Source organism: Streptococcus mitis, assembly GCF_047463435.1.
Lineage (GTDB): Bacteria > Bacillota > Bacilli > Lactobacillales > Streptococcaceae > Streptococcus > Streptococcus mitis_DS.
Window position 1 is genome coordinate 56,011 of the sequence record NZ_JASHDW010000007.1, and the last position, 26,471, is coordinate 82,481.

Here is a 26,471-nt window from a genome sequence, read left to right on the forward strand (position 1 = left end):
CCCTGAAACATCAGGGTGCCATTCTTATCTCAAATACAAAATTGCTAGGGTCAGGAGACTTGCTAGAAGCCCCACTCCCCAAAAGAAGAAGTCAACCTTCCACTCGCTCCAAGGATTTCCTTTACCAGAAAATCCTCCAAGCTCAAAATGGTGATGCACAGGCGTCATACGGAAAATACGTTTACCACCAGTCATTTTGAAATAGCCGACTTGCATCATGACCGAAGTTGTTTCAAAGACATAAATAATTCCAATAATCAATAGAGTCCATTCTTGGTGGAGGGCCATTGAGATAGCTGCCAGCATTCCACCGAGAGCCAAACTTCCCACATCTCCCATAAAGACCTTAGCAGGCTTATGGTTAAAGACAAAGAAACCAAGCAAACCACCAATCATAGCCAAAATCACCAGAAGAATATCCATCTGACCTTGCACATAGGCAATAACTCCATAGGTAGACAAACTAATCACAACGGAAATACTAGCCAGACCGTCAATACCGTCTGTCAAGTTTACTGCGTTTGAAAAACCGACTAGCCAGAAAAGAGCGAAGACAATATAGAAAATTCCTAGATGCACTTGGTAACCAAAGACAGAAAGCATATCGCCACCGCGCTCATAGAAAAGGTAGAAAATGACACCACCTAGAAGCTGAAGAGCCAATTTCTGCTTGGGATTTAGCCCCTCATTGATTTTACGGAAGACCTTGAGGAAGTCATCTAAAAATCCGATTAAACCATAAAGAACCAAGATAAATAAAATCATACCAACATTATTGCTGAGTTGATTACTAAATAGGGCGAAAAAGAAAGCAACTAAAACAGAAGCAATTAAGAAAACCAAACCTCCCATTGTAGGAGTCCCAGCTTTTGCCTGGTGCTGTTTGACATCCTCATGCATCTGCTGGCCTGTAATTTGCGCCTTTCTATAAAATTGGATAAAGGCCGGAATTCCTACTAAAGTTAGTAAAAATGTCACAATTCCAGCACTGATAGAAATAAACATATTAGTCTCCTAAAGTTAATTTAATTTTTTTAATGTTTTTGATAGCTGTATTAGTCCGAACATCCTGCTTCTGAACGACGGAACCTGAACCTTCAAATTCCAGCTCGATATCCAACCATTTAGCAAAGGCCTCAGCAGTCTCTTTTTTCCAGCCATACATGTCTGGAATTTCTTCTACCTTATCCGATAAAAGGAGAACTTGTTGGTTTGGTGCAAGATTGGTCCCTTCTTCTACAGATGATTCTTTAATCTTTGTTCCAGTACCTACAACGATTGGTTGCACAATATTTCGGCGTAAGGCTTCCGCCAAATCACCAGGTGAAATATCCTTGATGCTAGGCATTGCATAAGAAGACTCTGTCGTAACTTTATCTAAATTCTTGGCTGGAGATTGAAGATTGAGAGATTCTTTCATAGCTGAAGCCCGCTCCAAGATTGGGTTGGCAAATTCTCCCAACTGGATACCTGAATAATGTTCAGGTTGTTGAACCGTTACATACAAGATAAAATCAGGATTTTCAGCAGGGTTCATAGCCACAACCGAGAAAATGTAATTGGTCGAACCAACCAAGTAGCCTCCATTTTTCTCGTCAGCGATTTGGGCTGTACCAGACTTGAGGGCTACATTTTGACCTGGAACATTGACAGTTGCTTTTCCTGTACTATGATTGTACATAGTTCCATATCTAGGATCCGTTCCTACCAAGACCATGTGAGTACGAGTTTGGCTAGCTGCATCTTTCGAAACGGGATTTCCTACGATTTCTTTTTGAGATTTACGAACGGTTTGATCATTTGGATCATACAAGGCCGTAATAAATTTAGGCTCTAACATGACGCCATCATTGGCAATGGCTGTAAAGGCACGAATCATTTGCGTCTGCGTTACAGAAATCCCCTGACCAAATGCACTCATGGCAATATTGACAATATTATCTGCAGGCAATTGACCTGTATACTCATCAGTCAGACCAAAACGAGTTGGAACCCCAAATTTAAAGCGGTTTAGATAATCCAACCAGGTAGCATCACCCATTTTCTGCTCAAGCAGTGTCATCCCAATATTACTTGAGTGAGCAAACCCTTGAGAAAATGTCATCATACCACCGCCGGTTAAACCTTCATTAACGTCCCAATCTCGAATCGTCGCATCCGCTATTTTTAATTCACTGCTATTGAAGTATTCTCCACCTGGGAAAGTGTTATTATCAATAGATGCTGCTAGCGTCATGACCTTCATGGTTGATCCTGGTTCGTAGTTACTTTGATAAAGAATATCACGCCAAACAAAGTCCTCAGTGATTCCTTCTTTAGTATCTGCATTAAAGGTAGGTCGTTGAGTGGTAGCAAGGATTTCACCGGTCTTTGCACTGACCAAGGTCGCGGTCATATACTTACCTTTTACTTTTTGTAGAAAGGCATCCATCTGAGTTTCCATGAAAGATTGGAGCGGGCTAGACAATGTTGTATAAACATCCTTGCCATCTACAGTTTGTTGCGATACCTGTTCTGTACCGGGTACAATATTTCCTACTCGATCTTTTTCATAGGTAATAATACCGTCTGTCCCAGCAAGAATGGTATTTAAAGAACTCTCCAAACCAGAAGTCCCTAACAAACTCTTACTGCCATCCTCATTTTCATGGAGTTGGGCTAAGCCAATAAAACTAGAAGCAAATTGTCCATTTGGATAGCTTCTGTTAGGGCTAGTTGTGAAGTCAATCCCTTCTACACTAGCATCTTTCAAGTCTTTTTTAATAGCCATCATATTGGCATAGGTAATCCCATTTCCTTTTGCTCCAAAGGAAACTTGGGTCAGATTTGGTTGAGCTAGTTGCTCTTTCACATAAGCTTCATCCATATCCAAATACTTATGGAAGACTTCAGCTACCTTATTAAACTGCGAATCCTCTACATAAAGAATTTTTCCAGTTGCTGACTTGTATTTTTTATCAATAACAGCATAGACGTTATAAGAGGTCGCATCTTCAGCGATTGGCACTCCATTTCGGTCATAGATAGTCCCACGTTTGGCAGGAACTGTTCGGGTTGTTTGGTGAACCTTTTTAGCCTCTTTAACCAAGTCAGTACCAAATATATTACCTTTTGCTATAATATACGCAAAATTAGCCAAAAAGATAGCGAAAAGTACGACAGCTAACAAACTGATGTACTTGCCGACTATTCTACGGTTTTCTGCTGGAGATTTACGATTTTTTAGCGCAAATCGGGTTATTTTTTCTGTCCATTTCATATCTTACTCCGCTGTTCGGATATTTTCGTTATTCAATTTCAAATCTTTTTTATCTGCAATCTCTTTCAAGCGCTCTGAACGAATCAATTCATTCACTTCCTGCTTAGCATCATCGAGTTCTGTCTTCTTTTCCTCTATCTGCGCATTGATTTTTGTCAAATCACTTTGCACTTGCAAGAGTCGTGTCTGCATAAAGATAATGCTCACTGCTAAAACGAGTGCCGTAAAAGCGATGGAAAGATAAAAAGCCTTCTCCACACGTGAGAATTTTTTTATACGATTCTGCAAGAATTGACTGGTTGTTTCTTTCTTATCTACCATTTTTTCCTCTTACTTGTGAATTTTTCTGGCCACGCGCAACTTGGCAGAGTGCGAGCGGTTATTGGCTTCTAATTCTTCTGCACTTGGCAAGATTGGCTTACGGGATACCAATTCCATCTTGGGCTTGAGATCATCTGGGATGAAAGGCAAACCTTTGGGAACTTCCACTGTTGAAGCTTCCTTGAACAATTGCTTGGTCAAGCGGTCTTCTAGCGAATGGAAGGTAATCACTGAAATTCTACCATCTAGAGCCAACATCTCCATGGCCTGCTGGATGGACTCATCTGCCGCTCCCAGTTCATCATTGACTTCAATTCGAATAGCCTGGAAAATCTGCTTGGCAGGATGGCCCTTCTTCTTGAGCTCCTTGGCAGGTTTGGCCGACTTGATAATTTCTGCTAACTCAGTCGTTGTCTCGATTGGCTTGACTTCACGTGCTTGTTCAATCTTACGCGCAATCTGTTTAGAGAATTTATCCTCGCCATACTTAAAGAAAATACGAACCAAGTCATGATAGTCGTAGTGATTCACCACTTCATAGGCTGTCAGACTAGCATCCTGATTCATGCGCATGTCCAGTGGCGCATCCTTTTTATAAGAAAAACCACGCTCTCGCTGGTCTAGCTGAGGACTAGACACTCCCAAGTCATAACAAATTCCATCAATTTCCTGAACACCAGCTTCGTGCAAACGTGCCTGTAAATGACGGAAGTTATCCTTGATAAAGGTCACCATTCCCTTTTCAATGTAAGGTGCCAAACGTTTTTGCGCATTGTCAATGGCATTCTGGTCCTGATCAAAGGCATAGAGATGGCCTTTTTCACTTAATTTACTTAATAAATATTCGCTATGGCCCGCTCCACCCAAAGTCGCATCAACGTAGATACCGTCAGGCTTTACGTCGAGCATATCAATCGTTTCATGGAGTAAGACCGTTACATGATGAAATTCTTTTGTCATATCCTATCTATTTTACCACAAATCTGACTAGCTTGCACTAGTCAGACAAATATGGCAAAAACAAGTAAGATTTCTTTAAGAAATATGTCAAATATGCTTGACATCCACTCCATAGAAGAATATAATATGATCAAATATATACGACACAAATCAGAAAGGAGAACAGATGAATCGTGTGAAAGAATTTCGCAAGGAACTGGGCATTTCCCAGCTCGAACTCGCCAAGGATATCGGTGTCTCGAGACAAACCATCAATATGATTGAAAACGACAAGTACAATCCAACCCTGGAACTCTGTCTCAATCTCGCCCGTAGCCTCCAAACTGACCTCAACAGTCTCTTTTGGGAGGATAATTTTTAAAAAAGGAGCCAACTCATGAAAAAAGAAACCTTCACTGAAAAACTGATCAAACGCACATACGGTATCTCTGGTCCCCTTGACGAATACAAACGGCGTGAGGCCGATCGTATTGGGAACCAAGTCTTTATCATCCTCTTTTATCTGATGATTTTCGGAAATCTTATTCCACTCCTTCTGGCCTATAAATACCCTCAAGAAGTGGCTCTAATCTATCCTCCTCTGATTCTAGTGATTGCCCTCATCGCTGCTGGCTATGTCACCTACCAAATGAAAAAAACAGGGATTACAGCTATTGATCCAGATATGCTGAATGAGAAAGAAAGCAAGCAACTATACTACCCAGGTCTTAAAGCAGGTTTGTTCTTTGGTCTATGGATGTTTTTTATAACTCCTCTTCTCAGTATACTCATAGGTGAAGGTCAGGACTATTTTCATTCTCTCCTAACTATAAGAAATGGTGTATCAAGCATTCTCGGTTCTATCTTCTTCGGAGCGAGCATACAGTTCCTCATCTCCCGTCGCATTGCAAAAACTAAAAAAGAGCAAGATGAGGATTAGGAGGTGCCCTATGAAATCACTAGTAACTTTACTTACCTATCATCTTTTGTTTGCTTCTCTACTCACCTTCATCATCGTTTCAGGGAACTTGCCAATCTACGATATAGTCCTCCTTCCAGTCTTTGTTCCAGCACTCAACAAAGGATTGACTTATCTAAAGATAGATTCCCAAAAACACGCATACTCAACTTAGCACTATACTTTATAATTCTATCTTTTCCACAACTGATGCTCATCTCAAGCGATTGGAAATATTATTTACTGCTGACTATCGCTAGCCTTTCTTCTATCACTTATCTTTATTATCTCTATCAATTCGTAAAAGAAAGTCAGTAAAACTGCTCATTTAGGAGGTTACTATCATGAAAAAAGAAGACTTAACCACTCGCCTACTCCGAAATCTCTTTCACATCCAAGGCCCTTTTGATGAATGCCGGCAAGAGATTATCTACAAGGCTTGTGCCCGTTCCATGGTCCAAATCGTTTATTCTTCCTTCTTCCTCTTCTTGTTTTATCTGTTATTTGGACGCTTCATAGAAGCCGTTCGCTATGCCATGCCCTACGTTTACTCTGGACTCATTTTTTTCATTACTTTAAAAACTCAAAGAGCCGTCAAAGAACTCCATCTGGAAAAAGATGACAAGTCAGAAATCATCCTTAAAACCTACAGCAAGAGCCAAATCAAATTCCGAAGCTGGGTGGTGTTTATCGGTCTTCAGATTGGCCTCTTTATCCTACTCATCTTTCATAAAGTCTTCGTTCAGCAGATGTCACTTCCAGATTTTGTGAAGCTCCTCATGCAATTCGATAAAAGTGTTCCTTTACTGATGTATGGCCTGATTATCGGTAGCATTTTTGGAACTCTGACCTACGGATTTCTATCCCTACAGGAGGAAAAAACTCCTAAACATACCAAACAGAAAGAGAAAAGTAATCAATGACCTCACTATACGATTTTTTAGTCTTGAATCAAAACAATCAAGAAACTCCCCTAGATGCCTATCGTGGTAAGGTTCTCTTGGTTGTCAATACTGCTACTGGATGTGGTTTAACGCCCCAGTACCAAGGGCTCCAAGAACTCTATGATCGCTATCAAGAACAAGGTTTTGAGATTTTAGACTTTCCTTGCAATCAGTTTATGGGACAAGCACCAGGCGGCGCAGATGAAATCAACGCCTTCTGTAGCCTACATTACCAGACCAGCTTCCCACGTTTTGCCAAGATCAAGGTCAACGGCAAGGAAACAGATCCCCTCTATGTCTGGTTGAAAGACCAGAAATCTGGTCCACTAGGAAAACGAATCGAATGGAATTTCGCTAAGTTTCTCATCAGTCGTGATGGGCAGGTTTTTGAACGCTTCTCTTCAAAAACAGACCCAAAACAAATTGAAGAGGCAATACAAAAACTACTATAATTCACAATCTCACTATGATTAGGTTTCCTTTAGTCTGATGAATAGTGAGATTTTTTGATGGGCTTTGACTTAAATAGAAAAACACCCCATGATATGAACCATGAAGTGTTGTAAAAATGATACATTCATAGCAGACAAGGCACTACTGACTGCTATTCTTGACTCCTGAATATGTATAGGTCCTATTTCTGGGACACGCTTTTTCCGTTACCACCCTAAAATAAAAGCTATGCTCCCGCCCATCCTTGGCATTTTCCTTGTTTAAGACAAAGTAATTTTTCTGATTCAAGGCCATGGTGCGTAGGATGTCATCAATCAAGAAAGTCAGAGGTACATTCATGGCAGAGTATTTTTGAAAATCCTCTTCAAAACGAATATAGTCATCTGAAAAATAATCCATCTGCAGTTTGTTTTCATACAGCTCTTTTCTAGTCATAAACTCCCTCCTCCCACAGCCGAATTTCTAGGATATCTGCAACCTCTATCAACCTATATCCCTCGTTTGTCCTAATAGATAGAGTCTGAGGTGATAACTCTTTCACCACACCGATGATAGTCGCCTTCTGCCTCTTTTCCTTAACCACAAAGAATCCCTTTAGCTGGCTAATATAAAGCTGAGAAAGCAAGTGCAACTTCTCATCTGGAGTCAAATCCGTCGAAAAATCAACACGGCTTTTTTCTTCACTGAGCGAACTGGTGTGTTCTGAAAGGTAAAATCCCATCCACTTCTGCATACCTGGATCTTGATAATATCGCGCGGATTGAAAGGGTAAATAAGAACGATCAATCATTTTAATCCATCTAATCCTCCAGCAGAATGTCCCCCAATCAGCTTGCTTCTAGCAAGACTCCTAGAGGCTTCTTCCAGTGCATTGGCTCTTAAAAGGGAAGTGAAACCAAATTGTTCCCGAATGGAGTCAATGGCCGTCTGGAGCCTTTCTTCTTTTTCTAACTTGTCAACATCATCAAAGAGAGATATCAAACCAAAGTACTCATCCACAAATCCTGAATAGTTAACTCCGACACTTCTGACCGCTCCAGAAGTGTATTTGTTATGAAATAACTTCAAAACATAATTCGTTAAGACAGCTGTATTATTGGTCGGTTCGACCTTCATTTGTGTGTGAATAGACGACCTGACCTCCTGTTTAGAGAAACCGACATAGATAGAGACAAGGGTTGTTTTCTTGCCAGACCTTCTCAATCTAATAGCCACCTGCTCCGCCATTTCTCGAAGAATAATTTCAATATCCCGTAGCTTCACGTAGTCTCTCGGCAAGATTTGAGAATTCCCCAAGCCCTTGGATTTGGCTTTATAGGGCTTATGAACATTGCTCTCATCAATCCCGTTGGCATGAAACCACAAACGCAGACCAGCCTGACCCAGAACTTTCTTTAGCTGGTCGGGATTGCTGGTTGCCAATTCCTTGATGGAAAAAATCCCCAGAGCATGCAAGCGTTTCTCCATTCGCCTGCCAATCCCCCAAAAGTCTGTCATCTTGGGAATGGACCAGACCTTCTCTTCCACATCCTGGTAAGACCAGTTGGCCCTCATGGTCGGAGTGTGCTTGGCCTCATTATCCAGAGCCAACTTGGCCAGTAAAGGATTGGCATTTGACATGCCCACTGTAGAGTAGATCCCTGTCTGCCTCCAAATATCCCTCTGAATACGAGCAGAAAGCAGATCCAACTTGTCTTTACGGGATAGACTCTTATCTGGGATGAAATAGTTAAGCGAACTAGTCAAGTCAATAAAGCCCTCATCAATCGAGTAGGGATAAATATCATCTGGGCTGCCATAGTTTTGAAAGATTCGCTGGATTTTCATATTGACTGCGATGTATTCATCCATCCTAGGAGGCACAATCAAGGTCACCTGAGCCCAATCTTCGATGTAGCGAATATAGTCTGAGTCGGTCGGCAACCCTTGCTTTCGAGCATTGTAATAGGAAAATTTACGTGTTTTGATGTCAAAAGGCAAATCATAGGCCCGACCAACATTTGACTTGCCAAAAATCTTCTTAAACAAGGGAGAAGAGGCAAGGATAAGACCGGTCGAATTATCCGCGCGACTCATGACACAAAGTGAGGTCTTCAGCGGATGCAAGCCCCTTTTCACACACTCAACACTGGCATAAAAGGATTTCATATCGACAAAGGCAATGTCACTTTTGGGCTCTCTGGAATAATCAAAATAGCCCATAGGCTAGCCCTCCATTGGCACAAAGTTCCCAACAATAATCCCCACAATCCGAGGATCTTCCTCATAGGAGATAAAAATATCCTTGTATTTAGGATTGATAGAGACCAGACGCAAGCCATCTTCCTCTCGATAGACCCGTTTGATATAGGTCTGGTTGTTGCAAACCACTGCATAGACCGCCCCATCATAGTCAAATCCTGTCTCTCGAATCAGTGCCACTGAACCATTTTGATATTTAGGTTCCATAGAGTCCCCAGATACCCAGGATGCAAAATCATGGGCCAACTCCTCATTAAAGTAAACCGTATCAAAATTCTGATCATCGTAGACCGAAGCTCCGATTCCCGCAGACATGCGTTCGTAGACACGGTACTCGTAGAGACGCTCTGGCATAGATGTCACTTTCTGAGCCTGTTCCTCTTGAACCAGGTTGCGAGCATAGAGAACAACCTTCTCCTTCCCTTGCTTGGAGAGGCTATGGTAGAGACGGACAATCTCGATCTGAGTAAAATATCCTTTTGGTACTTTTAAAATATTCTCTAGCTGGAACACCTTCTCCTTGGACGGTTCCTTGACTCCACGTTCCCAAGCCGAGTAAGCCTGAAAACTAATCCCAAGTTGCTCTGCAATTTCCTTCTGTGTCAGTTTTAACTCTTTCCTCCGAGCCTTTAATTTTTCTGGCTGATACATACTTCACCTCCTATTATGATACTTTAATGGACATTATCTCCCTTAGAAAGACTAATCGATGCTTGAATCCAGATTTTTAAAACTCAACCAATATGGTTTAGTTTTATTATATAAAAAAAGTAGACAAATGTCCACTAGGAAAAGCAGAAACATCGTGAGTTTTATACTCAATGAAAATCAAAGAGCAAACTAGGAAACTAGCCGCAAGCTGTACTTGAGTACGGCAAGGCGACGTTGACGCGGTTTGAAGAGATTCTCGAAGAGTATTAATCAAACTAAAAGGACTTAGCCCTGTACCATACAGAACTAAATCCCATGAATAAATAATTGATCTAACTTTTAAAATTCCTACAGAAATTCCAGTTTTTCTCTATTTGATACCAGACATTAGTTTTTCAATACGTGGAACGTAGAAGAGTAAGATAATACCGAATACAATCGTAATTCCTCCAACAATTCCATAGTAAGCCACTTCAGTTTCGCTTGTATAAAATTTTACAATTTGAGCATTGATAGCTTGGGCAGCTGCATTACTCAAGAACCAGATAGACATCATTTGTGCTTGGAAAGATTTTGGTGCTAGCTTAGTAGTGACTGATAGACCAATAGGCGAAATCAACATTTCCCCCACAATCACAATAGCCCAACTCATAATCAACCAGAAAGGACTGACCTTAACATCTGTCCCAAAGAGCATCCCTGGTAACATCATCCACAAGAAGGATAGACCTGCTGCTAATAAACCGTAAGCAAATTTCTTAGAAGAGGACGGTTGCTTTTTACCCATTTTCCCCCACAACCATGCAAAAATCGGCACATAAATCATAATGAAAAGGGGATTGATACTTTGGAAAAAGCTAGATGGGAAATGAATCTGATTCCCAAATACATTAAAGTAAAGTCGAGTTTGATCATCCGCAAATAGAGCGAGAACAACAGACCCCTGCTCCTCAATAGACCAGAATAGTACTCCAGCTATAAATAAAGGAATGTAGGCAAATACTCGGGATCTCTCAGTAGCAGTTATTTTCTGACTAGATAAAATTTTGAAGAAATAGTAGATTGGAATGATTACCGCAATTACTGTAAAGATATTAACAATCATATCCACGTTAAATTGGTGAGTAAAGACTAAACCTATAACCACAAGAATAACCATGACAAGTGTAATCAGCAAGCGTTTAATCAAGGTCTGCCGGTCCTTCTGTGAAAGTGGATCAGTGGGGTAAAGACTTGATTCAGGCAGATATTTCTTCCCATCTAAAACATACTTCACCAGACCAAAGAACATCCCAATGGCAGCTAATGAGAAACCTAGATGGAAATTGACTTCCTGACCTAGATAACCTACTAAATAAGGGGCAACGAAGGCACCTAAGTTAATACCAAAGACAAAGATACTAAAACCTGCATCCCGTCTATCATCCTCTTTCTCATAAATTCCCCCCACCATATCTGAGATATTGGGTTTTAAAAATCCAGTACCAAAGATAATCAAGGCAATAGAGAGATAGAGAGCCACTTGTCCAAAAGGTGTTGCCAAAGCAATATGCCCTAGCATAATCAGAATCCCACCGTAAAAGACAGTTTTACGGCTTCCTAAAATACGGTCACTGACAAAACCACCGATAACCGAGGACAAAAATACCAGTGAGCCATAAATAGCCATAACCGATGCAGCCGTGGTCTTATCCATTCCCAATCCACCATCTTGCACACTATAGTACATATAGTAAAGTAGGATAGCTCGCATCCCATAGTAAGAAAAGCGTTCCCACATCTCTGTAAAGAAGAGGGTGGACAAGCCCATAGGATGTCCAAAAAATGTTTTCTGTTTTTCCATATATATTCTCCTTTAACGATATAATAATTCATTTTACAGAATTTTCAAACAAATGTCAAACAAATCCTGTTTATTTTAGAAAATTTTCTGAAAAAATCTATCGTCTCATACTTATACTCAATGAAAATCAAAAAGCAAACTAGGAAGCTAGCCGCAAGCTGTACTTGAGTACGGTAAGGCGACGCTGACGTGGTTTGAATTTGATTTTCGAAGAGTATTAATTCCACCATAAAAATTCATTTCAAACTAACTTCCACTTCGGTCAGGCAAGTGGAAGTTACGTTGAAAAATCACCTTTAAAAATTTGCTCTTGTTTAGTTTAAAAAATATTTCAAACCTTGAAACATACTTATCCTTTCCTCTTCAGTAAACAAAAAACATCCCTATGCCAAACTTGTAATTACTACAATACAAGCCAATAAGCATAGAGATGTAAAACTATTACACATTAAAAAATAATAATTAGTAATTAGTAATTAAAGAATAGAAATTGTGTACGAAATTTCTCAATTAGTTTTCGCTAGTAAATATCATTTCCAATAAACGCCCTCTCAATTCCTTATCCTGATGATGCAAGATATTCATTAACTCATGAGAATTTTTCGCATTGATGAATTGATTTAACAATCTATCTTTTAATTCATATGGAAGAGAAGCCGTCTTTAGTAGTCTAAAAACTTCATCATTTAGGGATAGCCTTTTATTATCTTTACATTCAAATCTAGCTGTATCATTCTTATTTGGCAATTCAATCATAGACACATTCGTTCCTTTAAAATGAATTCTATGCTTTCTATTACTTGGAAGGATACTAGAATCTCCTTGTAATGCCAACTCTACCATTCCCATTTCCCAATCGATTGATAATCTTGTTTTATATCTTTGACCATTTTGATCTTCAATCATTTCAAAAGAATGTTGCTTGCCTGGGAATACATACCAATCTACAACTTCAGGTAACTCAACACCCATATCTATCTCAGAACCAACCAAGGGAATGATTGCACCACTTTTTGCAAACACAGGTATCGTCGAAATGTCTCTATAAACACTCAACTTCACACCACCTGTATATTTTTTCTCTGAAAAGAAGTCATACCATTCACCTTCAGGGAACCATACATCTACTTTTGCAGATTGGAATGCCAAATCCATCTTTTCTACAATGGGAGCCACCATCAGTTCTGTTCCAAAAAAGTATTGATTTGGAACATTATAACTCTCATCACTCTCTGGGTAGAAATAATACATTGGGCTGATTAATGGGGCACCTTCCTCGTGTGTCTTTACATTCATAGTGTATAGATAGGGAATCATCTGATGTCTCAAACGAAGGTATTTCTTCATAATCTTAGATGTTGTTTCTGAAAAAAAACAAGGTTCTTTACTATTAAAGGGACTTCTAGAACTATGTAATCGAGTTATCGGACTAAAAACGCCAAACTGTAGCCATCTAGTTTGTAGCTCTTCGTCATAATCCCCCAGCATGTGTCCACCGATATCATGACTCCACCAACTATAACCGATATTAGATGCTGTCGCTGTAAAATAGGGTTGAAATCTTAAGGAATTCCAATTAATAATAGTGTCCCCTGAAAAACCAACAGGGTAGCGATGACTACCAGGACCTGCATATCTTGATAAAATCAAGCCACCTTCTGAATTTTTACAACTATCCTGATAATGATAATGGTTTAAAAGCCATAGTGGATCCAACATGCCTTGTGTCCCTTGTTGCCAGTCAATCCACCAAAAATCTACTCCCTGCTTTTCTAGCTCATAATGAACATCTTTAAAGTAGGCTTCCCTAAAAGAGGGATTAAAAAAATCAAAAATGGCAGGTTCTTCTAATTCTACATTTAACCCTAATCGTTTGGCGACTCGCGGGTAAGCTTCTTCATAAGCGCGTATACCATCAGCAGGATGGACATTTAAGGAAAGTTTTAACTTCCTATCATGAAGTTCTTGCAATAACTGTTCTGGATTAGGTATTAAGTTTTTATTCCAGCTATATCCTGTCCAGCCACTTCCAAAACGAGCTGGAATGTCAGTGATATGCCAATCCATATCTAAAACACCGATAGATAATGGAATTTTCTCTGTTTCAAATCTGTCTATTAAATCCAAGTATTCATCCGACGTATAAGGCCAATATCTACTCCACCAATTGCCTAAAGCATATCTTGGCAACAAAGGGGTTGAACCAGTCAAATGGTAAAAGTCTCTGATTGCTCCTCTATAATCATGCCCATAGGCAAAGAAATACAGGTCAATTTGATTTTCTCTCTCAATATAACCAGACTGTTCATCCCAAATAAATCCTTGAGAATCATCCAATAAGGCTATACCATTTCGGCTAATAATTCCATCTTCTAATGGGATTGCTCCATCTGCCTCATCCAGAGTCCGAGCTGTTCCTTTTAACGTTTCAATAGATTCACCAAAATACCAGCGACTACCATATACGGCAAAATTTCCTTTTAATTCTATAAATAAATTTTCGGCGTTAAATTCTCCTTTATTAAAGTGCAGATGAAAATAGTCCGTCATAATATCTAGTACGTTTGATGTCTCGATATAATCTAACGAAACTTGGCCAAAATCTCTATTATAGATAAGTTGTGTAGTCCTATCCTCAAAACTTCCAGTTTGAGAGTATTCTAGCCTTACTAACTTGTCTGTTAATACAGAGATTCGATAAAACTCTCCCTTAAAAATTTTCAATTTGTTTCCCTCCTTTTAGTAAATTTCTTTACCTTATCAAACATTTTATTTGTTATCGTTACATTCATCAATCCGCAAAAAGCAAATCCCCCAAATGTAAATACGTAAATAGCTGTTAAAACTCGTTCTGGACTACTAAAACTCATATACAGTACAGAAATATTAAATAAAACCAACATGATAGCTTGTATTGGATTTAAAATACAAATTAATACGCTATTTACAATACTATTTTTTAGATTATCTTTAAATAGACCAATATAGGGAAAAATAACACTCATCAAAAGTATTATAACAAATAAAAAGGGCAACACTAACAATAAGCTATACTCTGAAAATAAACTTGAATAGCCCCAAAGACAATAGTTCACATATAAAAGTAATTCTATTAGGAGGATAAACAACCAAATAAAAGTTGATTGTTTAAAATTTTGTCTAAAGATCCGAAAATAATGATAAGCAATATCGGTATCTTTACCTTTTAAAATACGATACCACATTGTCGTAAGAGAAGTTAGTGATGCCCCAATTGTAACTATTGGAATACAACTAACAATAAATAGAGTATTTAAAATAATTAAATCTGTCAAAAAAGTTAAAATTCTAACCAGTTTTCCATCTAATGAAAATAATTTTTGCATAATAGATATCTCCATAAAATCGATTGCCTTAACTCTATATTTTATAATGTCAGTTGTACAAAAATATTACCTAAATTATTTAAAAAACATTTCCAAATTTCTTTAAAAATTAGAATAAAGGAAGCGAGATAATCTGATGTCATCAGTCTCGCTTCCTGTAATTAGCTAGTCCCTTGTTCATACAACCAAGAGTTCATATAAAATATTACTCTTTTACTTCTTTTTGGTAACGATTATATGCTTCCTGTTGAATCTTCATAAATTCGTCCAATCCCATATTCTTAAGAGTTTCTTTGTATGAGTCCCATTCTTTTTCTATGCCACCTTCAACTACCCATTTAGATGCTTGTTGTTTGACATAAGATTCAATACTCACATAGATTGATGATAATTTGTTAAGTTCTTCTTGTGAATAAATCACATTAGGGTAAGCTGGTAACGCAAATTGTTTCAAATCTTGGTCCATCTTCAATTTCAATCCATCACCTTGTGTTTGATCGATTTCTACGCGACTATTGATATCATCGCTTACGTATTTAGGACCAAAATCTCGAAGTGAATTAATCCATGCCCATTCATCAGCTGATTTACCATCTTTAGGAGGTAACACTTTAAACTTATCACCATTCTTTTCAGTAGCTATTCCAAATGATCCATAGAAATTCTGAATACTTGCTTCATCTGTATATAATTTATCCAACCATTTCAATAATTTAGCAGGGTTTTTGCTCTTATTTGTAATCAAAATTTCATTTCGACCATAGTTGTAATGATCTGGATCAGAAAAGACATATTGTTTACCATCCATACCTTTTAAAGCAGGTAGAGCAATATATTCACTTGAATGTAAGCCAAACGTTGCATCTGCTGTCCAACCACTAGAAACACCTACTCTAGATACTCCCTTATCCATACGTTTTGCTACACTCATAGAGGTATCTTCTGTAAAGATTTCCGGATCAATCAAACCTTTTTTATAAGATTCGTGCATTGCTGCAATCCCTTGTTTATAACTTTCTTCTGTACGAAGGTAGACTGGTTTTCCATCTTTTACAGACATTTCATATGTATTATCTGCCCCTAAACGATTATTGAACGGAAGAATATATGAGAATGTTGGATCAAAGTTTCCTGCTCCGAATGGAATTTCATCAGAAGCGTCTCCATTTCCGTTCGCATCTTTATCCTTAAATTCTTGTAGTACTTTTACTAAATCATCATAAGTTTCTGGAACCTTTAATCCTAAATTATCCAGCCACTTTTTATTAATAAATAGCTGATTAGCTACAGTAGGACGCATCGGTAATTTTTTAGGTAGACTGTAGATATGACCATCTGGTGAAGTAATCATAGCTTTAATCTTAGGTTCTTTCTCCATAGCCTTAGTTAAATTTGGCATGTTTTCTTTGATTAAATCTTCCAATGGAATAAATAAAGATTGGTTCTGAGCAATTTCTGAATCTGTAAAAGCATTTGAACCTAAAAATGCATCTGGTAAATCTCCACTAGCAACCAACACAGATTTCTTATCTGCCCAATCTGCAGCTACAAGTGTATCCCATTTAACATCGATACCTGATTCTTTGGCAGAATCAGTTAGAAAACCTTTATGATAATCTTCCCCCCAGTCAGACCAACGAACAGTTGTGATTTTATAAGAATCTTCTCCAGACTTATCATCCTTATTCGCACTATTAGAATTTGCACAGGCTGTTAAGCCAGCAAGTGTAACTGTTCCTAAGAACAAATATGTAAATGATTTATTTTTCATGTTTTTCTCCTATTCTTTCAACGCGCCAATCATTACGCCTTGATTAAAATATTTTTGAACAAAGGGATATAGCAACATTATCGGAGCGGTTGAAATAACAATTGCTGCATATTTCATCATATCGGCTTTGATACGAAGATCTGATGCAACTTCTCCTGTTGCTTGCGATTGTAACATTTGATTACTAATTAGTAAACGTCGTAAAATTAATTGCAATGGTTGTAAATTTTCATTCGTTAAATAAATTAAAGCATTAAACCACGAATTCCAAATACCAACTGCAGTCCAAAGTCCAATAACTGCTATAATAGCTTTTGATAAAGGAACGACTATCTTAATAAAATAACGAATTGTACCACATCCATCAATTTGCGCAGCCTCCCACATCCCGTCTGGAATACTATTATTAAAGAAAGTTCTGGCAACAATAATATTGTATGATGAAACCGCAAAAGGGATTACCATTACCCAAAATGTATCAATTAGGCCAACATTCTTTACTGTTAAGTAGGTAGGAATCAAGCCACCTGATACGAACATAGGGATTATGTATAGAATACTCATCCATTTTCTACCAACTAATTCTTTTCTAGATAAAGCATAACCAGCTGGAATATTGACTACTAAAGCAACTAAGGTACCAACAACAGTATATAAAATGGTATTTAGATAGCTACGTAAGAATAAAGGTTGTTGAATAAGACGTAAATATCCATCTAATTTCCATTCTCTAGGAATAAACCATACCTTTCCATTTGCAACATCTGAAGGATTACTAAAAGATGCAATCACTACAAACCATAACGGATATACAATTAACAGGATAAGGAAAATTGCCAAACCATAGGTAACTATGTCAAATAATAATTCAGAGTTTGTTTTTCTTGATTTATGAAACCATCTCACCTTAAGCACTCCTTTCTTTAAAAAAGACCCGTTCTAGTATATCGTTTTGAGAACCAGTTGACAGATAGCAAAATTATTAGATTGACTACCGTATTAAATAACCCTATAGCGGTCGAATAACTATACTGGAAGTTCACCATACCAACTTTATAAACATAGGTAGAAATTATCTCACTTCCTGCTAAATTAAGAGGATTCTGTAATAGTAATACTTTCTCAAAACCTACACTCAACAAACTACCCGCTCTTAATATTAATAGAATCATAGCGGTCGGCAAAAGTAATGGTAATTCTATATGACGAATTTTTTGTAATCTAGAGGCACCATCCATAGTTGCAGCCTCATAATATGTAGGATCAATTGCAGAAAGAGCTGCTAGATAAATAATACTATCCCAACCAATATGTTGCCATACATCACTCCAAACATAAACACCTGCAAAACTACTAGGTTTTGATAAAAAATCTGGAATAGTGATTCCAACAGACTTAAATACATTCGCTAACAAACCACTAGTAGGAGATAAAAATAAGATAATCATCCCACACATAACCATTGTAGAGATAAAATGGGGTAAGTAAGTTGTCACTTGAAATATTTTTCTAAACTTCCCAACTCTTAACTGATTACTAATTATAGCTAGTATAATAGGTAAGGGGAATCCTACTACAATACTATAAAGTGAAATTTTTAATGTATTGAACATAGTTGTCCCGAATTGGAATGATGAGAAAAATTGAGTAAAGTACTTAAATCCTACCCACTGACTAGCAAAGATACCATTGGCTGGTGAATAGTCTTTAAATGCAATAATTAGTCCCAACATGGGAATATAGGAAAATAAAATTAATAGCAATATTGAAGGAAAAAGTAATATATATAACGGAATACTATGCTTTAATTTTATTTTATGAAGCTGAGATGCTACTTTCATTTTTTTCCTCCTATCTGATTTTCTACGATTATTTTACACCATATAGAATTCCCTTAATATAACTTTTTGGACTAGGTTTATCAATTTTTCAGTTTATCATTTCTGAGAACTATTACTTTTCCGACATCTTGATAAAACATATCTGTTTTGTACATGATATCATATTTTCAAAGTGATATAATTTAAATACGAGGCTAGTATATGAAATTAAATCGCGAGTTATCAAAAAAACATTCTATTCATTTTTTCTTTAAACTCCTACTTGTGCTACTATTGATAAATATTTTAATCAATATTGCTATGAGTAACATAACCAGAAATTTTATTAAAAACCAAAATATAGTACACTTACGTAGTTCAATTGAAATTTATGCTGACTCTGTTAATGAAAAATTACATTCTGCAGAGAGGTTTATGTATTCAACAATAACACACAGTGAAGATTTGGAAAAATTAAATCATGTACAAAAATTTTTAAACTATCAAGAAAGTCTAAAAAAAGTTCAAACTAGTTTTACAGAGTTTGAATATCAAAATGAAACCCATATGACATTCTTATTGGAAACAGATGCTACTAAACATTTTATCAATGTTTCCAATCTTTATATTCCATATGAAGATTATCTACTATTAAAATCAAATCTAAAATCATTGCGTAGTGATATAAGTGACCGTAAATGGAAAAATGTAACTACTAAAAACAGCGAATACTTAGTTAAATCTGTTCATTACGAAGGAAAAATCATTTATGCCGTCATATCTTCAGAAGATATCCTAAAACCTCTAAGAAAACTCAATATTGGAAATAATGGTAAACTTTCCCTAAAAGAGCCTAACAATATACCCTCCGAAAACTACCTGATTCATGCTCAAAATGAAAAAACGCATTTACCTTTCGATATTTATGTTTTAGTCGATTATGCCGAAGTCTTTAGAAATATCACACTCTTAGAAGTATTTTTATCAGCCGTTCCTATCATTATCACCATTTTATCAATCATCATTATCCTGTATATTCGTCAGTGGATGATTAAACCTATAACAAGACTCACTGAACGACTCTCTCAACTCGGGGACTCCATCCCCCCTTCTGAATTTTTTATATCTGAAGGTATACTAGAAATTGATAAGGCAAATGATAAACTTAATAAAGTAATATTTGACATGCAAGAATTAAAAATACGGGAATACCATTCACAACTAGAACTTAAGAAGATAGAACTTAATTATCTTAAGAACCAAATTCGTCCGCATTTCTACTTAAATATGTTATCAATGATTCATAGTATGCTTCAAACAAAAAACTACAAGGAAATTGAAGAGTTAACTATCCTAACTTCAAATTATCTCCGTCATTTATTTATGGCTAATCAAGATTTTTCAGAACTTAAAGATGAAGTTCAGCATATTAAAGATTATTTAGAAATACAACGAATTCGATATGGAAGTAGCATCTACTTTTCACTAAACTACAATGATGACCTACAAAATACTCTTGTTCCATCGTTACTTTTACAAACATTTATTGAAAACACAATCAAACACGGTTTTTCATTTCAGGATTTATTTACAATTTTGCTATCGATAAAAAAAGTAAAAACTGAGAACTCAGATTATATTCAGATTTGTATCGAGGATAATGGTCCAGGTTTCTCTGAAGAAATTTTATCAAAACTAAATCAGAAACAGTCTCTAATAACAGAAGATGGACATCATATTGGGATCACAAACACCATCGAACGTTTAAATCTTCTCTATCCTAATGACTATAGTATTGCATTTGAAAATAATGAAGAAGGTGGGGCTAAAATTCTTTTACTCATTCCATACAAGATTATAGATGGAGGTTATAATGAACATTTTATTAGTTGATGACGATCGCTTTATCATTGAGGCTTTACGAGAGAAAATAAATTGGGATAAACTACACATTGACATTGTTTATGTTGCCTATAGCCTCACTCAAGCTCAAAATATTATTAGAGAGCATCCTATTGATCTCATGATAAGCGATATAGAAATGCCTCAAGGCAGCGGCCTCGAACTCTTATCTTGGATTAGAAATGAAAAATATGATATAAAAACAATTTTTTTAACCAATTACGCCGACTTCAACTATGCTCAAAAAGCAATTGAATTGCAAAGCTTTGAATACTATCTAAAACCCATTAACTTTGAAAAATTAGAATTTATTATTCAAAAAGCCATTAGTAAAATTGAGAATCATAACTTAAACGGAAAAAATGATGCACTTTTACAAATAGAAGATAACTTCTGGTATGATTACCTTAGAAAACCTCAAATTTCTCGCATTGATGAGCTAGAAAATATAGCAAGCAAACAAGATTTTATTCTTCAAAAACACCAGTATTTTTTTCTTGCAGTTTTAACAATCAATCTTAATGAAGAAGATTATTCTGCAGAAACTCCATCATGGACTTCTCAACTAAAAAGAGAACTTCAAAGAATTTCACAACCTTCTTATAAGCTGATAAGTCTATTCAAAATGGAAAGCCAGGTTGATCAATATGTTTGTCTCTTTAGAGTAGACTCATCCAAACGTAGTGACAAATTGGCATATGAGATTCATTCTCAAATTTCCAATAACTTTAGTAAATACTCAAACATTATATATAAGAGTTGCCATAAAATATCCGATATTTTATTTCATACCAAAGAACTCTACACTTATAATGAACAATATGTTTCTTATTGGAATACTATTACATGTGTTCCACATAGTTTTCCAACTTCCTTTAAAACAGAAACTCTTTCAATTACTTTTTTAGATAGCTTAAGTGAATACGAATTAAGAGAAAAAATTAATTCACTTGCCTATAATTCTCAAATTCCTACTTTCACACTACAACAAATTTTACTAGATTGGACTCAACAAATAGGAATATATCTAGATCAAAATGGAATTTCAGCTCATAAATTATTCCAAAACAGCACTCATGATTTCCTATTCCAACGACGCTTTCATTCAATTGAATCTTTTCAGGATTACTTTGATTATTACTGGTCACATGCTAAGAAATTTGCAACAAACCTTGAAAACCAAAAAAATAGTATTCAACGCATTGTCGAATACATAGATCATCACTACTATGAAGATATAAATCGTTCTATATTAGCAGATATGGTTTATCTCAGTGCAGATCATTTAGCTAGAATTTTTAAAAAAGAAACTGGAGAAACTCTTGTTAAATATATAACGGATAAGCGCATTAATGCTGCTAAATCTCTCCTATCTCAAACAAATATCTCGATATCACAAGTATCCTGTCAAGTAGGGTATGATAATTATTCTTACTTTACTAAAATTTTTAAGCAAAGGACTGGACTTTCTCCTGGAGATTACCGTAAAACATATCAATTAAAATGTCGCACTAAAATGATTGAAAAATGATTGAAACTGTGTTATAATGTATATGTAATTTTTAGAAAAGAGGTACTAACTATGGAAAACCTAGTAGTTTCAATCTTTAACACTGAAAGCGAAGCTTATCAGTCCTTTGCGGATTTGAAGGCTTTCCGCCAAACTCAGACGACCAAGGTTGCTCAAATCGCCTTGGTCAAAAATGAAAACGGTCATATCGTTGAAAAAGAACGCTATGACTTTGAAGATTCAACGACGGATGCAGCCCTAAAAGGTGGCTTGCTCGGTGCAGTTATCGGGCTTTTGGGTGGTCCTATCGGCGTCTTGTTTGGTTATGGTATGGGTAGGCTCTATGGTTTGGCTGCTGGTGATACCGTTGATACGGCAGAAGCTGGCTTGATTGACGTTGTGTCTCAAAAATTGATCGACGGCGAAACAGCCGTTGTCGCCTTGGTGCAAGAAAACAACGAAGCAGTCATCGATGCTTACTTCACCAAGTACGACACCCAAATCGTGCGTTGGGATGTAGCAACCGTCGTAGCTGAAGTTGAAGCAGCCCTGCAAGTCCAAGAAGACCTCTACAACCAAGCGCGTGCGCAAATGAAGGCTGAACGTAAAGCAGATCGCAAGGCCAAACTTGAAGAGTTCAAGGCAAACATCAAATCAAAATTTGATAAATTGAAAGCCTAACGTCTAAGCGTCTCATAAATTTAAATGTGACTGAGACACCATTTAAAATTTATGTGCGTCGGATTCTCACAGTTAAATAATTGCGTTGACAAATCCGTTACAGCCGTTCTTCCATTCTTTGAAAAGAGTGTTTAATAGACAAGAAATCTGGACTAGTATTGGTCTGGATTTTTTTGTGAATATAGAGGTCATAGCTTTTTGACTATGCTTTGTTATAATTAGAAAGATTTTAAGTTTTATCAAGATGAAATCAGTCAGACGCAGGCACCCTGAACTAGCACCAGCTTCCCCACACAACTAAGACATACTGGTGCGACACTCGCAAAACAAGCTGGGGTTTCTCTTGAAGCCTTCTCAGAAGCTCTTACTCATAGTGATAAAGAGATTACAAAAACTTACGTTAATATCAAAGATAAAGTCAATCAGACTGTAGGTGATATTGCTTTTCGTAGTTTAAAAAATTGATGGGGTGAATATGGGGTGAATTTTGGGGTGAACTTTGATTTTTTGAAACAAAAAAGACATCCAAGAAATAATTCTTGAATGTCTGTAAACGTTGATATAATCGTATTGATTAACGTTTTGAGAATTGTGATGCTTTACGAGCTTTCTTAAGACCTGGTTTCTTACGTTCAACTTTACGTGAGTCACGTGTAAGAAGTCCTGCGCGTTTCAATGAATCGCGGAAGTCTGGGTCTACTTGAAGAAGGGCACGAGCGATACCGTGACGGATAGCTCCTGATTGACCAGCGTATCCACCACCTACAACGTTAACGAAAACATCGTATGAACCTGCAGTTGAAGTAACTGCGAATGGTTGGTTGATTACAAGACGAAGGTCAGCGTGTGGGATGTACTCTTCAACATCTTTTTTGTTAACAGTGATTTTACCAGTTCCTGGAACAAGGCGAACGCGTGCAACAGCGTTTTTACGACGTCCAGTACCTGCATATTGTGCTTGTGACATACTTTATTGTTCCTTTCCTTAGATAAGTCCTGAAATATCAAGAACTTCTGGTTGTTGTGCAGCGTGAGTGTGCTCAGCTCCAACAAATACTTTCAACTTCATACCTTGAGCGCGTCCAAGTGTATTGTGTGGAAGCATACCTTTAACTGATTTCTCGATCAAACGTACTGCATTTTTAGAACGAAGTTCACCTGCAGAGATTTGTTTCAATCCACCTGGGTGGTTTGAGTGAGTGTAGTAGATTTTATCAGTTGCTTTTTTACCAGTCAATTTAACTTTTTCAGCATTGATAACAATCACAAAGTCACCTGTATCAGTGTGTGGTGTAAATGTTGGTTTGTTTTTTCCGCGAAGTACGCTAGCAACTACTGCAGAAAGACGTCCAAGTGGTACATCAGTTGCGTCAACTACGTACCATTTACGTTCAACTTGGCCTGGTTTAGCCATAAATGTTGTTTTGTTCATGATTTCTCCTATATATAGTTCGATTTTTGTTTACGGTGATGGGTGTTCCTTCCCATCGAAAAGTATTTGGAAGGTTCCGGGGCCTTTCAAATGGGGTAAACAATACCGCCTACTATCATACCAAATTTCACCCCTAAAAGTCAATAGATATGAAAAATATTTTTCTAAATTCCACTCTTTTTGTCTCTAAAAAACCTCGCTTTCGCGAGGCTCTTCTATTTATAAGATAAGGCACGTTTAAAGGTTTTCCAAGGACCTAAATCATCTGTCTGCAAAACGAGACTAGCATACATACGTCCGATAAAGACTGTTGCAGTTACTGCAAAAGCAATCGTAATAGCAAGCGAAATCCAAGCTTCTAACCCATTTGCATAGCCATTAATGGCTCTAAATGGCATGAAGAAGGTCGAAATAAAGGGAATATATGAACCAATCTTCAAGATGAGATTGTCACCAGCTGCACCTAGAGCTGTCACTCCAAAAAAACCACCTATAATCAAAATCATCAAAGGCGACAAGGCTTTTCCTGAGTCCTCAGGACGAGAAACCATAGAACCTAGGAAGGCTGCTAAAACAACGTACATAAAGAGGCTAACCAAGACAAACAATAAGGTGTTGAGCGAGAAAGCCTCTCCTATATGGTTTAAAATACCAGATTGTGCCAAGATTGGTAGGTCTTTAAAGAGAAGAATGGCAGCAAGTCCACCCACGACGTAAATGCCAATATGGGTCAAAATCACAAGAAGCAGAGCTAGCATGCGAGCGTAGAAATAATGACTAGCTCGGATACTAGAGAAGACCACCTCCATAATTTTGGTTCCTTTCTCGCTAGCCACTTCCTGAGCAGTGACACTAGCATAGGTAATCAAAATCATATAAAGAAATAAACCAAGCCCTGCGGCCGCAAAGGTTTGAATCATTTTTTTATTTTCCTTGGATTCATCAATTTTCTCCGTAAAGTTAACTGTTTGTTCCAAGCGTTTTTCCTGTTCTTGTGACAAATTGGCTGCCGAACGATTGAGTTGATCTTGAAGCTCATTTAACTTGCTCGTTACTCCTAGCTTAATAGCAATCTCAAGGGAAGTTTCACCGTGATAAACTGCCTTCAAGACACTATCCTCTTGGTCAATGGTCAGATAGCCTTTTAATTTTTCATCCTTGATAGCAGCTTGGGCACTGGCTTCATCCTGATAATCAAAATTGAGACCATTGGTAGATTTAAGACTGTCTGTCACAGCTGGAACAGTGCTGACTACTGCTATCTTGCCACTCTGAGCCATAGAAGATCCTTGGAGATAGCCAATTCCTACAGATAAGGCTAAAAAGAGGAACGGCGAAATCACCATAAAGAAGAAACTCCACGATTTGACATGTCGAAGATAGGTTTCCTTCATTACAACCCACATATTTCTCATACTTCCACCCCTGATTCTAGTTTAAAGATTTCATCAATTGTTGGCGCTTGCTGGTCAAAGGTTGCGATGTATTGCCCCTGAGTCAAGATTGGGAAGAGTTCCCTTCCAGCGCTCTCATCCTCTAAGATCAATTTCCAACTGCCTTGTTTGGTCAAACTTACCTGCTTGACATGAGGAAGATTTTCCAATTCTTCCTTGCTTCGTTCACTTGAAACAAAGAGACGCGTTTTCCCGTATTGATTGCGGACATCCTGAACTGGTCCATGCAAGACCACACGGCCATCTCGAATCATGAGAATATCGTCACAAAGCTCCTCGACGTTGGTCATGACATGGTCAGAAAAGATAATGGTTGCCCCACGTTCTTTTTCCTGAAAAATGACTTGCTTGAGCAATTCTGTATTGACCGGGTCCAATCCACTGAAAGGCTCATCCAAGATAATCAAGTCTGGCTCATGAATCAGAGTAATAATGAGCTGAATCTTCTGCTGATTTCCTTTTGACAGACTCTTGATTTTATCAGTCAGCTTCCCTTTCACTTCCAACCTCTTCATCCATTGAGGGAGTTTTTCCTTGATCTCCTTGGCATCCATACCTTTTAGAGTCGCCAAGTAACGAACTTGTTCAAGGACTGTCAATTTAGGCATGAGGCTGCGTTCTTCAGGCAGATAGCCAATCCGAGCGTAGGTCTCTTGTCGAATATCCTGATTATCCAGACTAATTTCTCCTTGGTATTCTAAAAACTTCAAAATACTGTGGAAAATCGTTGTCTTCCCAGCACCGTTTTTCCCGACTAATCCCAAAATACGACCTGGTCGCGCTTGAAAGTCAATACCAAACAAAACTTGCTTAGGTCCAAAACTTTTCTCTAGACTTCTTACTTCTAGCATCTTTCACCTCCGAAATGTCTTGCACTCATTATACTCCTTTTTGATAGCCTTTACAATAATTTCTGTCCATTTTTAT

Annotated in this window: 25 protein-coding genes and 2 pseudogenes; 9 read left to right on the forward strand and 18 right to left on the reverse strand. The window is 37.5% G+C overall.

What is annotated here, in order from left to right; genetic code table 11:
• Window positions 1–24: 24 nt before the first annotated feature.
• Genes mraY through rsmH form a run of 4 tightly spaced genes read right to left on the reverse strand, consistent with a single transcriptional unit; the run spans window position 25 to window position 4,540 of the window.
• Window positions 25–1,005, reverse strand: coding sequence for a phospho-N-acetylmuramoyl-pentapeptide-transferase (gene mraY, locus QM843_RS05665; protein WP_414304414.1), 981 nt, complete (start codon window positions 1,003–1,005; stop codon window positions 25–27).
• 1 nt (window position 1,006) lies between these two features.
• A complete protein-coding gene (pbp2x, locus tag QM843_RS05670; protein ID WP_414304415.1) occupies window positions 1,007–3,259 on the reverse strand; it encodes a penicillin-binding protein PBP2X in 2,253 nt (750 codons plus the stop codon).
• Between the two features lie 3 nt (window positions 3,260–3,262).
• Window positions 3,263–3,580, reverse strand: coding sequence for a cell division protein FtsL (gene ftsL, locus QM843_RS05675; RefSeq protein ID WP_000227824.1), 318 nt, complete (start codon window positions 3,578–3,580; stop codon window positions 3,263–3,265).
• A 9-nt stretch (window positions 3,581–3,589) separates the two neighbouring features.
• Window positions 3,590–4,540, reverse strand: coding sequence for a 16S rRNA (cytosine(1402)-N(4))-methyltransferase RsmH (rsmH, locus tag QM843_RS05680; RefSeq protein ID WP_314499930.1), 951 nt, complete (start codon window positions 4,538–4,540; stop codon window positions 3,590–3,592).
• A gap of 166 nt (window positions 4,541–4,706) precedes the next feature.
• On the opposite strand from rsmH, the gene QM843_RS05685 reads away from it, so the two are divergent.
• The 5 genes and pseudogenes from QM843_RS05685 to QM843_RS05705 all read left to right on the forward strand — a co-directional run bounded on the left by QM843_RS05685 (window position 4,707) and on the right by QM843_RS05705 (window position 6,873).
• Window positions 4,707–4,901: a helix-turn-helix transcriptional regulator gene (locus QM843_RS05685; protein WP_001082471.1), complete on the forward strand. Its 195-nt coding sequence runs from the start codon at window positions 4,707–4,709 to the stop codon at window positions 4,899–4,901.
• Between the two features lie 15 nt (window positions 4,902–4,916).
• Window positions 4,917–5,459 carry a DUF3278 domain-containing protein gene (locus QM843_RS05690; protein WP_004256387.1) on the forward strand — a complete coding sequence of 181 codons (543 nt, stop codon included), beginning with the start codon at window positions 4,917–4,919 and terminating at the stop codon, window positions 5,457–5,459.
• A gap of 10 nt (window positions 5,460–5,469) precedes the next feature.
• Window positions 5,470–5,795, forward strand: a pseudogene (locus QM843_RS05695) (hypothetical protein).
• Between the two features lie 26 nt (window positions 5,796–5,821).
• Window positions 5,822–6,400, forward strand: coding sequence for a DUF3278 domain-containing protein (locus QM843_RS05700; protein ID WP_247933558.1), 579 nt, complete (start codon window positions 5,822–5,824; stop codon window positions 6,398–6,400).
• Window positions 6,397–6,873, forward strand: coding sequence for a glutathione peroxidase (locus tag QM843_RS05705; RefSeq protein WP_314499917.1), 477 nt, complete (start codon window positions 6,397–6,399; stop codon window positions 6,871–6,873). The genes QM843_RS05700 and QM843_RS05705 overlap by 4 nt, the downstream gene beginning before the upstream one ends.
• Window positions 6,874–7,015: 142 nt before the next feature.
• Here the strand turns inward: QM843_RS05705 and QM843_RS05710 are convergent, their stop codons facing one another.
• The 10 genes from QM843_RS05710 to QM843_RS05755 all read right to left on the reverse strand — a co-directional run bounded on the left by QM843_RS05710 (window position 7,016) and on the right by QM843_RS05755 (window position 18,586).
• A complete protein-coding gene (locus QM843_RS05710; RefSeq protein WP_023946659.1) occupies window positions 7,016–7,309 on the reverse strand; it encodes a DUF5960 family protein in 294 nt (97 codons plus the stop codon).
• Window positions 7,302–7,664 (reverse strand): hypothetical protein, encoded by a 363-nt coding sequence (locus QM843_RS05715; RefSeq protein WP_023946661.1) that lies wholly within the window; start codon window positions 7,662–7,664, stop codon window positions 7,302–7,304. Before QM843_RS05715 ends, QM843_RS05710 begins: the two co-directional genes overlap by 8 nt.
• Window positions 7,661–9,076 (reverse strand): Y-family DNA polymerase, encoded by a 1,416-nt coding sequence (locus QM843_RS05720; RefSeq protein WP_414304416.1) that lies wholly within the window; start codon window positions 9,074–9,076, stop codon window positions 7,661–7,663. Before QM843_RS05720 ends, QM843_RS05715 begins: the two co-directional genes overlap by 4 nt.
• A gap of 3 nt (window positions 9,077–9,079) precedes the next feature.
• Complete coding sequence (locus QM843_RS05725; RefSeq protein ID WP_254754078.1) at window positions 9,080–9,766, reverse strand: XRE family transcriptional regulator; 687 nt, start codon at window positions 9,764–9,766, stop codon at window positions 9,080–9,082.
• A 370-nt stretch (window positions 9,767–10,136) separates the two neighbouring features.
• Window positions 10,137–11,609 carry a peptide MFS transporter gene (locus tag QM843_RS05730; protein WP_023946667.1) on the reverse strand — a complete coding sequence of 491 codons (1,473 nt, stop codon included), beginning with the start codon at window positions 11,607–11,609 and terminating at the stop codon, window positions 10,137–10,139.
• A 510-nt stretch (window positions 11,610–12,119) separates the two neighbouring features.
• Window positions 12,120–14,333, reverse strand: coding sequence for a glycoside hydrolase family 31 protein (locus tag QM843_RS05735; RefSeq protein WP_414304417.1), 2,214 nt, complete (start codon window positions 14,331–14,333; stop codon window positions 12,120–12,122).
• Window positions 14,330–14,974 carry a DUF624 domain-containing protein gene (locus tag QM843_RS05740; RefSeq protein ID WP_049547080.1) on the reverse strand — a complete coding sequence of 215 codons (645 nt, stop codon included), beginning with the start codon at window positions 14,972–14,974 and terminating at the stop codon, window positions 14,330–14,332. Before QM843_RS05740 ends, QM843_RS05735 begins: the two co-directional genes overlap by 4 nt.
• A gap of 205 nt (window positions 14,975–15,179) precedes the next feature.
• Window positions 15,180–16,745, reverse strand: a complete 1,566-nt coding sequence (locus tag QM843_RS05745; protein WP_261083210.1) for a type 2 periplasmic-binding domain-containing protein — start codon at window positions 16,743–16,745, stop codon at window positions 15,180–15,182.
• Window positions 16,746–16,754: 9 nt separating this feature from the next.
• Window positions 16,755–17,651 (reverse strand): carbohydrate ABC transporter permease, encoded by an 897-nt coding sequence (locus QM843_RS05750; protein ID WP_001267167.1) that lies wholly within the window; start codon window positions 17,649–17,651, stop codon window positions 16,755–16,757.
• A 17-nt stretch (window positions 17,652–17,668) separates the two neighbouring features.
• Window positions 17,669–18,586 carry an ABC transporter permease gene (locus tag QM843_RS05755; RefSeq protein WP_227325532.1) on the reverse strand — a complete coding sequence of 306 codons (918 nt, stop codon included), beginning with the start codon at window positions 18,584–18,586 and terminating at the stop codon, window positions 17,669–17,671.
• Window positions 18,587–18,787: 201 nt separating this feature from the next.
• On the opposite strand from QM843_RS05755, the gene QM843_RS05760 reads away from it, so the two are divergent.
• From QM843_RS05760 to QM843_RS05775, 4 genes and pseudogenes are all read left to right on the forward strand, one after another.
• On the forward strand, window positions 18,788–20,458 hold the full coding sequence (locus QM843_RS05760; RefSeq protein WP_261034921.1) for a sensor histidine kinase: 1,671 nt from the start codon (window positions 18,788–18,790) through the stop codon (window positions 20,456–20,458).
• On the forward strand, window positions 20,439–21,998 hold the full coding sequence (locus QM843_RS05765) for a response regulator transcription factor (protein ID WP_414304418.1): 1,560 nt from the start codon (window positions 20,439–20,441) through the stop codon (window positions 21,996–21,998). Before QM843_RS05760 ends, QM843_RS05765 begins: the two co-directional genes overlap by 20 nt.
• Window positions 21,999–22,049: 51 nt before the next feature.
• The gene (locus QM843_RS05770; protein WP_414304419.1) at window positions 22,050–22,658 is read left to right on the forward strand and encodes a DUF1269 domain-containing protein; all 609 of its coding nucleotides are present in this window, start codon (window positions 22,050–22,052) and stop codon (window positions 22,656–22,658) included.
• 241 nt (window positions 22,659–22,899) lie between these two features.
• Window positions 22,900–23,123, forward strand: a pseudogene (locus tag QM843_RS05775) (tyrosine-type recombinase/integrase); the annotation flags it as partial.
• Between the two features lie 109 nt (window positions 23,124–23,232).
• Here QM843_RS05775 and rpsI read toward each other — a convergent pair.
• From rpsI to QM843_RS05795, 4 genes are all read right to left on the reverse strand, one after another.
• Window positions 23,233–23,625 (reverse strand): 30S ribosomal protein S9, encoded by a 393-nt coding sequence (gene rpsI / locus QM843_RS05780; RefSeq protein WP_000075964.1) that lies wholly within the window; start codon window positions 23,623–23,625, stop codon window positions 23,233–23,235.
• An 18-nt stretch (window positions 23,626–23,643) separates the two neighbouring features.
• On the reverse strand, window positions 23,644–24,090 hold the full coding sequence (rplM, locus tag QM843_RS05785; RefSeq protein ID WP_001044624.1) for a 50S ribosomal protein L13: 447 nt from the start codon (window positions 24,088–24,090) through the stop codon (window positions 23,644–23,646).
• Between the two features lie 215 nt (window positions 24,091–24,305).
• Window positions 24,306–25,505, reverse strand: a complete 1,200-nt coding sequence (locus QM843_RS05790) for an ABC transporter permease (protein ID WP_049547082.1) — start codon at window positions 25,503–25,505, stop codon at window positions 24,306–24,308.
• Window positions 25,502–26,395 (reverse strand): ABC transporter ATP-binding protein, encoded by an 894-nt coding sequence (locus QM843_RS05795; protein WP_000895284.1) that lies wholly within the window; start codon window positions 26,393–26,395, stop codon window positions 25,502–25,504. Before QM843_RS05795 ends, QM843_RS05790 begins: the two co-directional genes overlap by 4 nt.
• Window positions 26,396–26,471: the final 76 nt, after the last annotated feature.

Excerpts from the sequence above, each read along its gene's own strand:
- mraY (WP_414304414.1), bottom strand. The coding sequence starts at position 1,005 with ATGTTTATTTCTATCAGTGCTGGAATTGTGACATTTTTACTAACTTTA.
- pbp2x (WP_414304415.1), bottom strand. The coding sequence starts at position 3,259 with ATGAAATGGACAGAAAAAATAACCCGATTTGCGCTAAAAAATCGTAAA.
- ftsL (WP_000227824.1), bottom strand. The coding sequence starts at position 3,580 with ATGGTAGATAAGAAAGAAACAACCAGTCAATTCTTGCAGAATCGTATA.
- rsmH (WP_314499930.1), bottom strand. The coding sequence starts at position 4,540 with ATGACAAAAGAATTTCATCATGTAACGGTCTTACTCCATGAAACGATT.
- QM843_RS05685 (WP_001082471.1), top strand. The coding sequence starts at position 4,707 with ATGAATCGTGTGAAAGAATTTCGCAAGGAACTGGGCATTTCCCAGCTC.
- QM843_RS05690 (WP_004256387.1), top strand. The coding sequence starts at position 4,917 with ATGAAAAAAGAAACCTTCACTGAAAAACTGATCAAACGCACATACGGT.
- QM843_RS05700 (WP_247933558.1), top strand. The coding sequence starts at position 5,822 with ATGAAAAAAGAAGACTTAACCACTCGCCTACTCCGAAATCTCTTTCAC.
- QM843_RS05705 (WP_314499917.1), top strand. The coding sequence starts at position 6,397 with ATGACCTCACTATACGATTTTTTAGTCTTGAATCAAAACAATCAAGAA.
- QM843_RS05710 (WP_023946659.1), bottom strand. The coding sequence starts at position 7,309 with ATGACTAGAAAAGAGCTGTATGAAAACAAACTGCAGATGGATTATTTT.
- QM843_RS05715 (WP_023946661.1), bottom strand. The coding sequence starts at position 7,664 with ATGATTGATCGTTCTTATTTACCCTTTCAATCCGCGCGATATTATCAA.
- QM843_RS05720 (WP_414304416.1), bottom strand. The coding sequence starts at position 9,076 with ATGGGCTATTTTGATTATTCCAGAGAGCCCAAAAGTGACATTGCCTTT.
- QM843_RS05725 (WP_254754078.1), bottom strand. The coding sequence starts at position 9,766 with ATGTATCAGCCAGAAAAATTAAAGGCTCGGAGGAAAGAGTTAAAACTG.
- QM843_RS05730 (WP_023946667.1), bottom strand. The coding sequence starts at position 11,609 with ATGGAAAAACAGAAAACATTTTTTGGACATCCTATGGGCTTGTCCACC.
- QM843_RS05740 (WP_049547080.1), bottom strand. The coding sequence starts at position 14,974 with ATGCAAAAATTATTTTCATTAGATGGAAAACTGGTTAGAATTTTAACT.
- QM843_RS05745 (WP_261083210.1), bottom strand. The coding sequence starts at position 16,745 with ATGAAAAATAAATCATTTACATATTTGTTCTTAGGAACAGTTACACTT.
- QM843_RS05755 (WP_227325532.1), bottom strand. The coding sequence starts at position 18,586 with ATGAAAGTAGCATCTCAGCTTCATAAAATAAAATTAAAGCATAGTATT.
- QM843_RS05760 (WP_261034921.1), top strand. The coding sequence starts at position 18,788 with ATGAAATTAAATCGCGAGTTATCAAAAAAACATTCTATTCATTTTTTC.
- QM843_RS05765 (WP_414304418.1), top strand. The coding sequence starts at position 20,439 with ATGAACATTTTATTAGTTGATGACGATCGCTTTATCATTGAGGCTTTA.
- QM843_RS05770 (WP_414304419.1), top strand. The coding sequence starts at position 22,050 with ATGGAAAACCTAGTAGTTTCAATCTTTAACACTGAAAGCGAAGCTTAT.
- rpsI (WP_000075964.1), bottom strand. The coding sequence starts at position 23,625 with ATGTCACAAGCACAATATGCAGGTACTGGACGTCGTAAAAACGCTGTT.
- rplM (WP_001044624.1), bottom strand. The coding sequence starts at position 24,090 with ATGAACAAAACAACATTTATGGCTAAACCAGGCCAAGTTGAACGTAAA.
- QM843_RS05790 (WP_049547082.1), bottom strand. The coding sequence starts at position 25,505 with ATGAGAAATATGTGGGTTGTAATGAAGGAAACCTATCTTCGACATGTC.
- QM843_RS05795 (WP_000895284.1), bottom strand. The coding sequence starts at position 26,395 with ATGCTAGAAGTAAGAAGTCTAGAGAAAAGTTTTGGACCTAAGCAAGTT.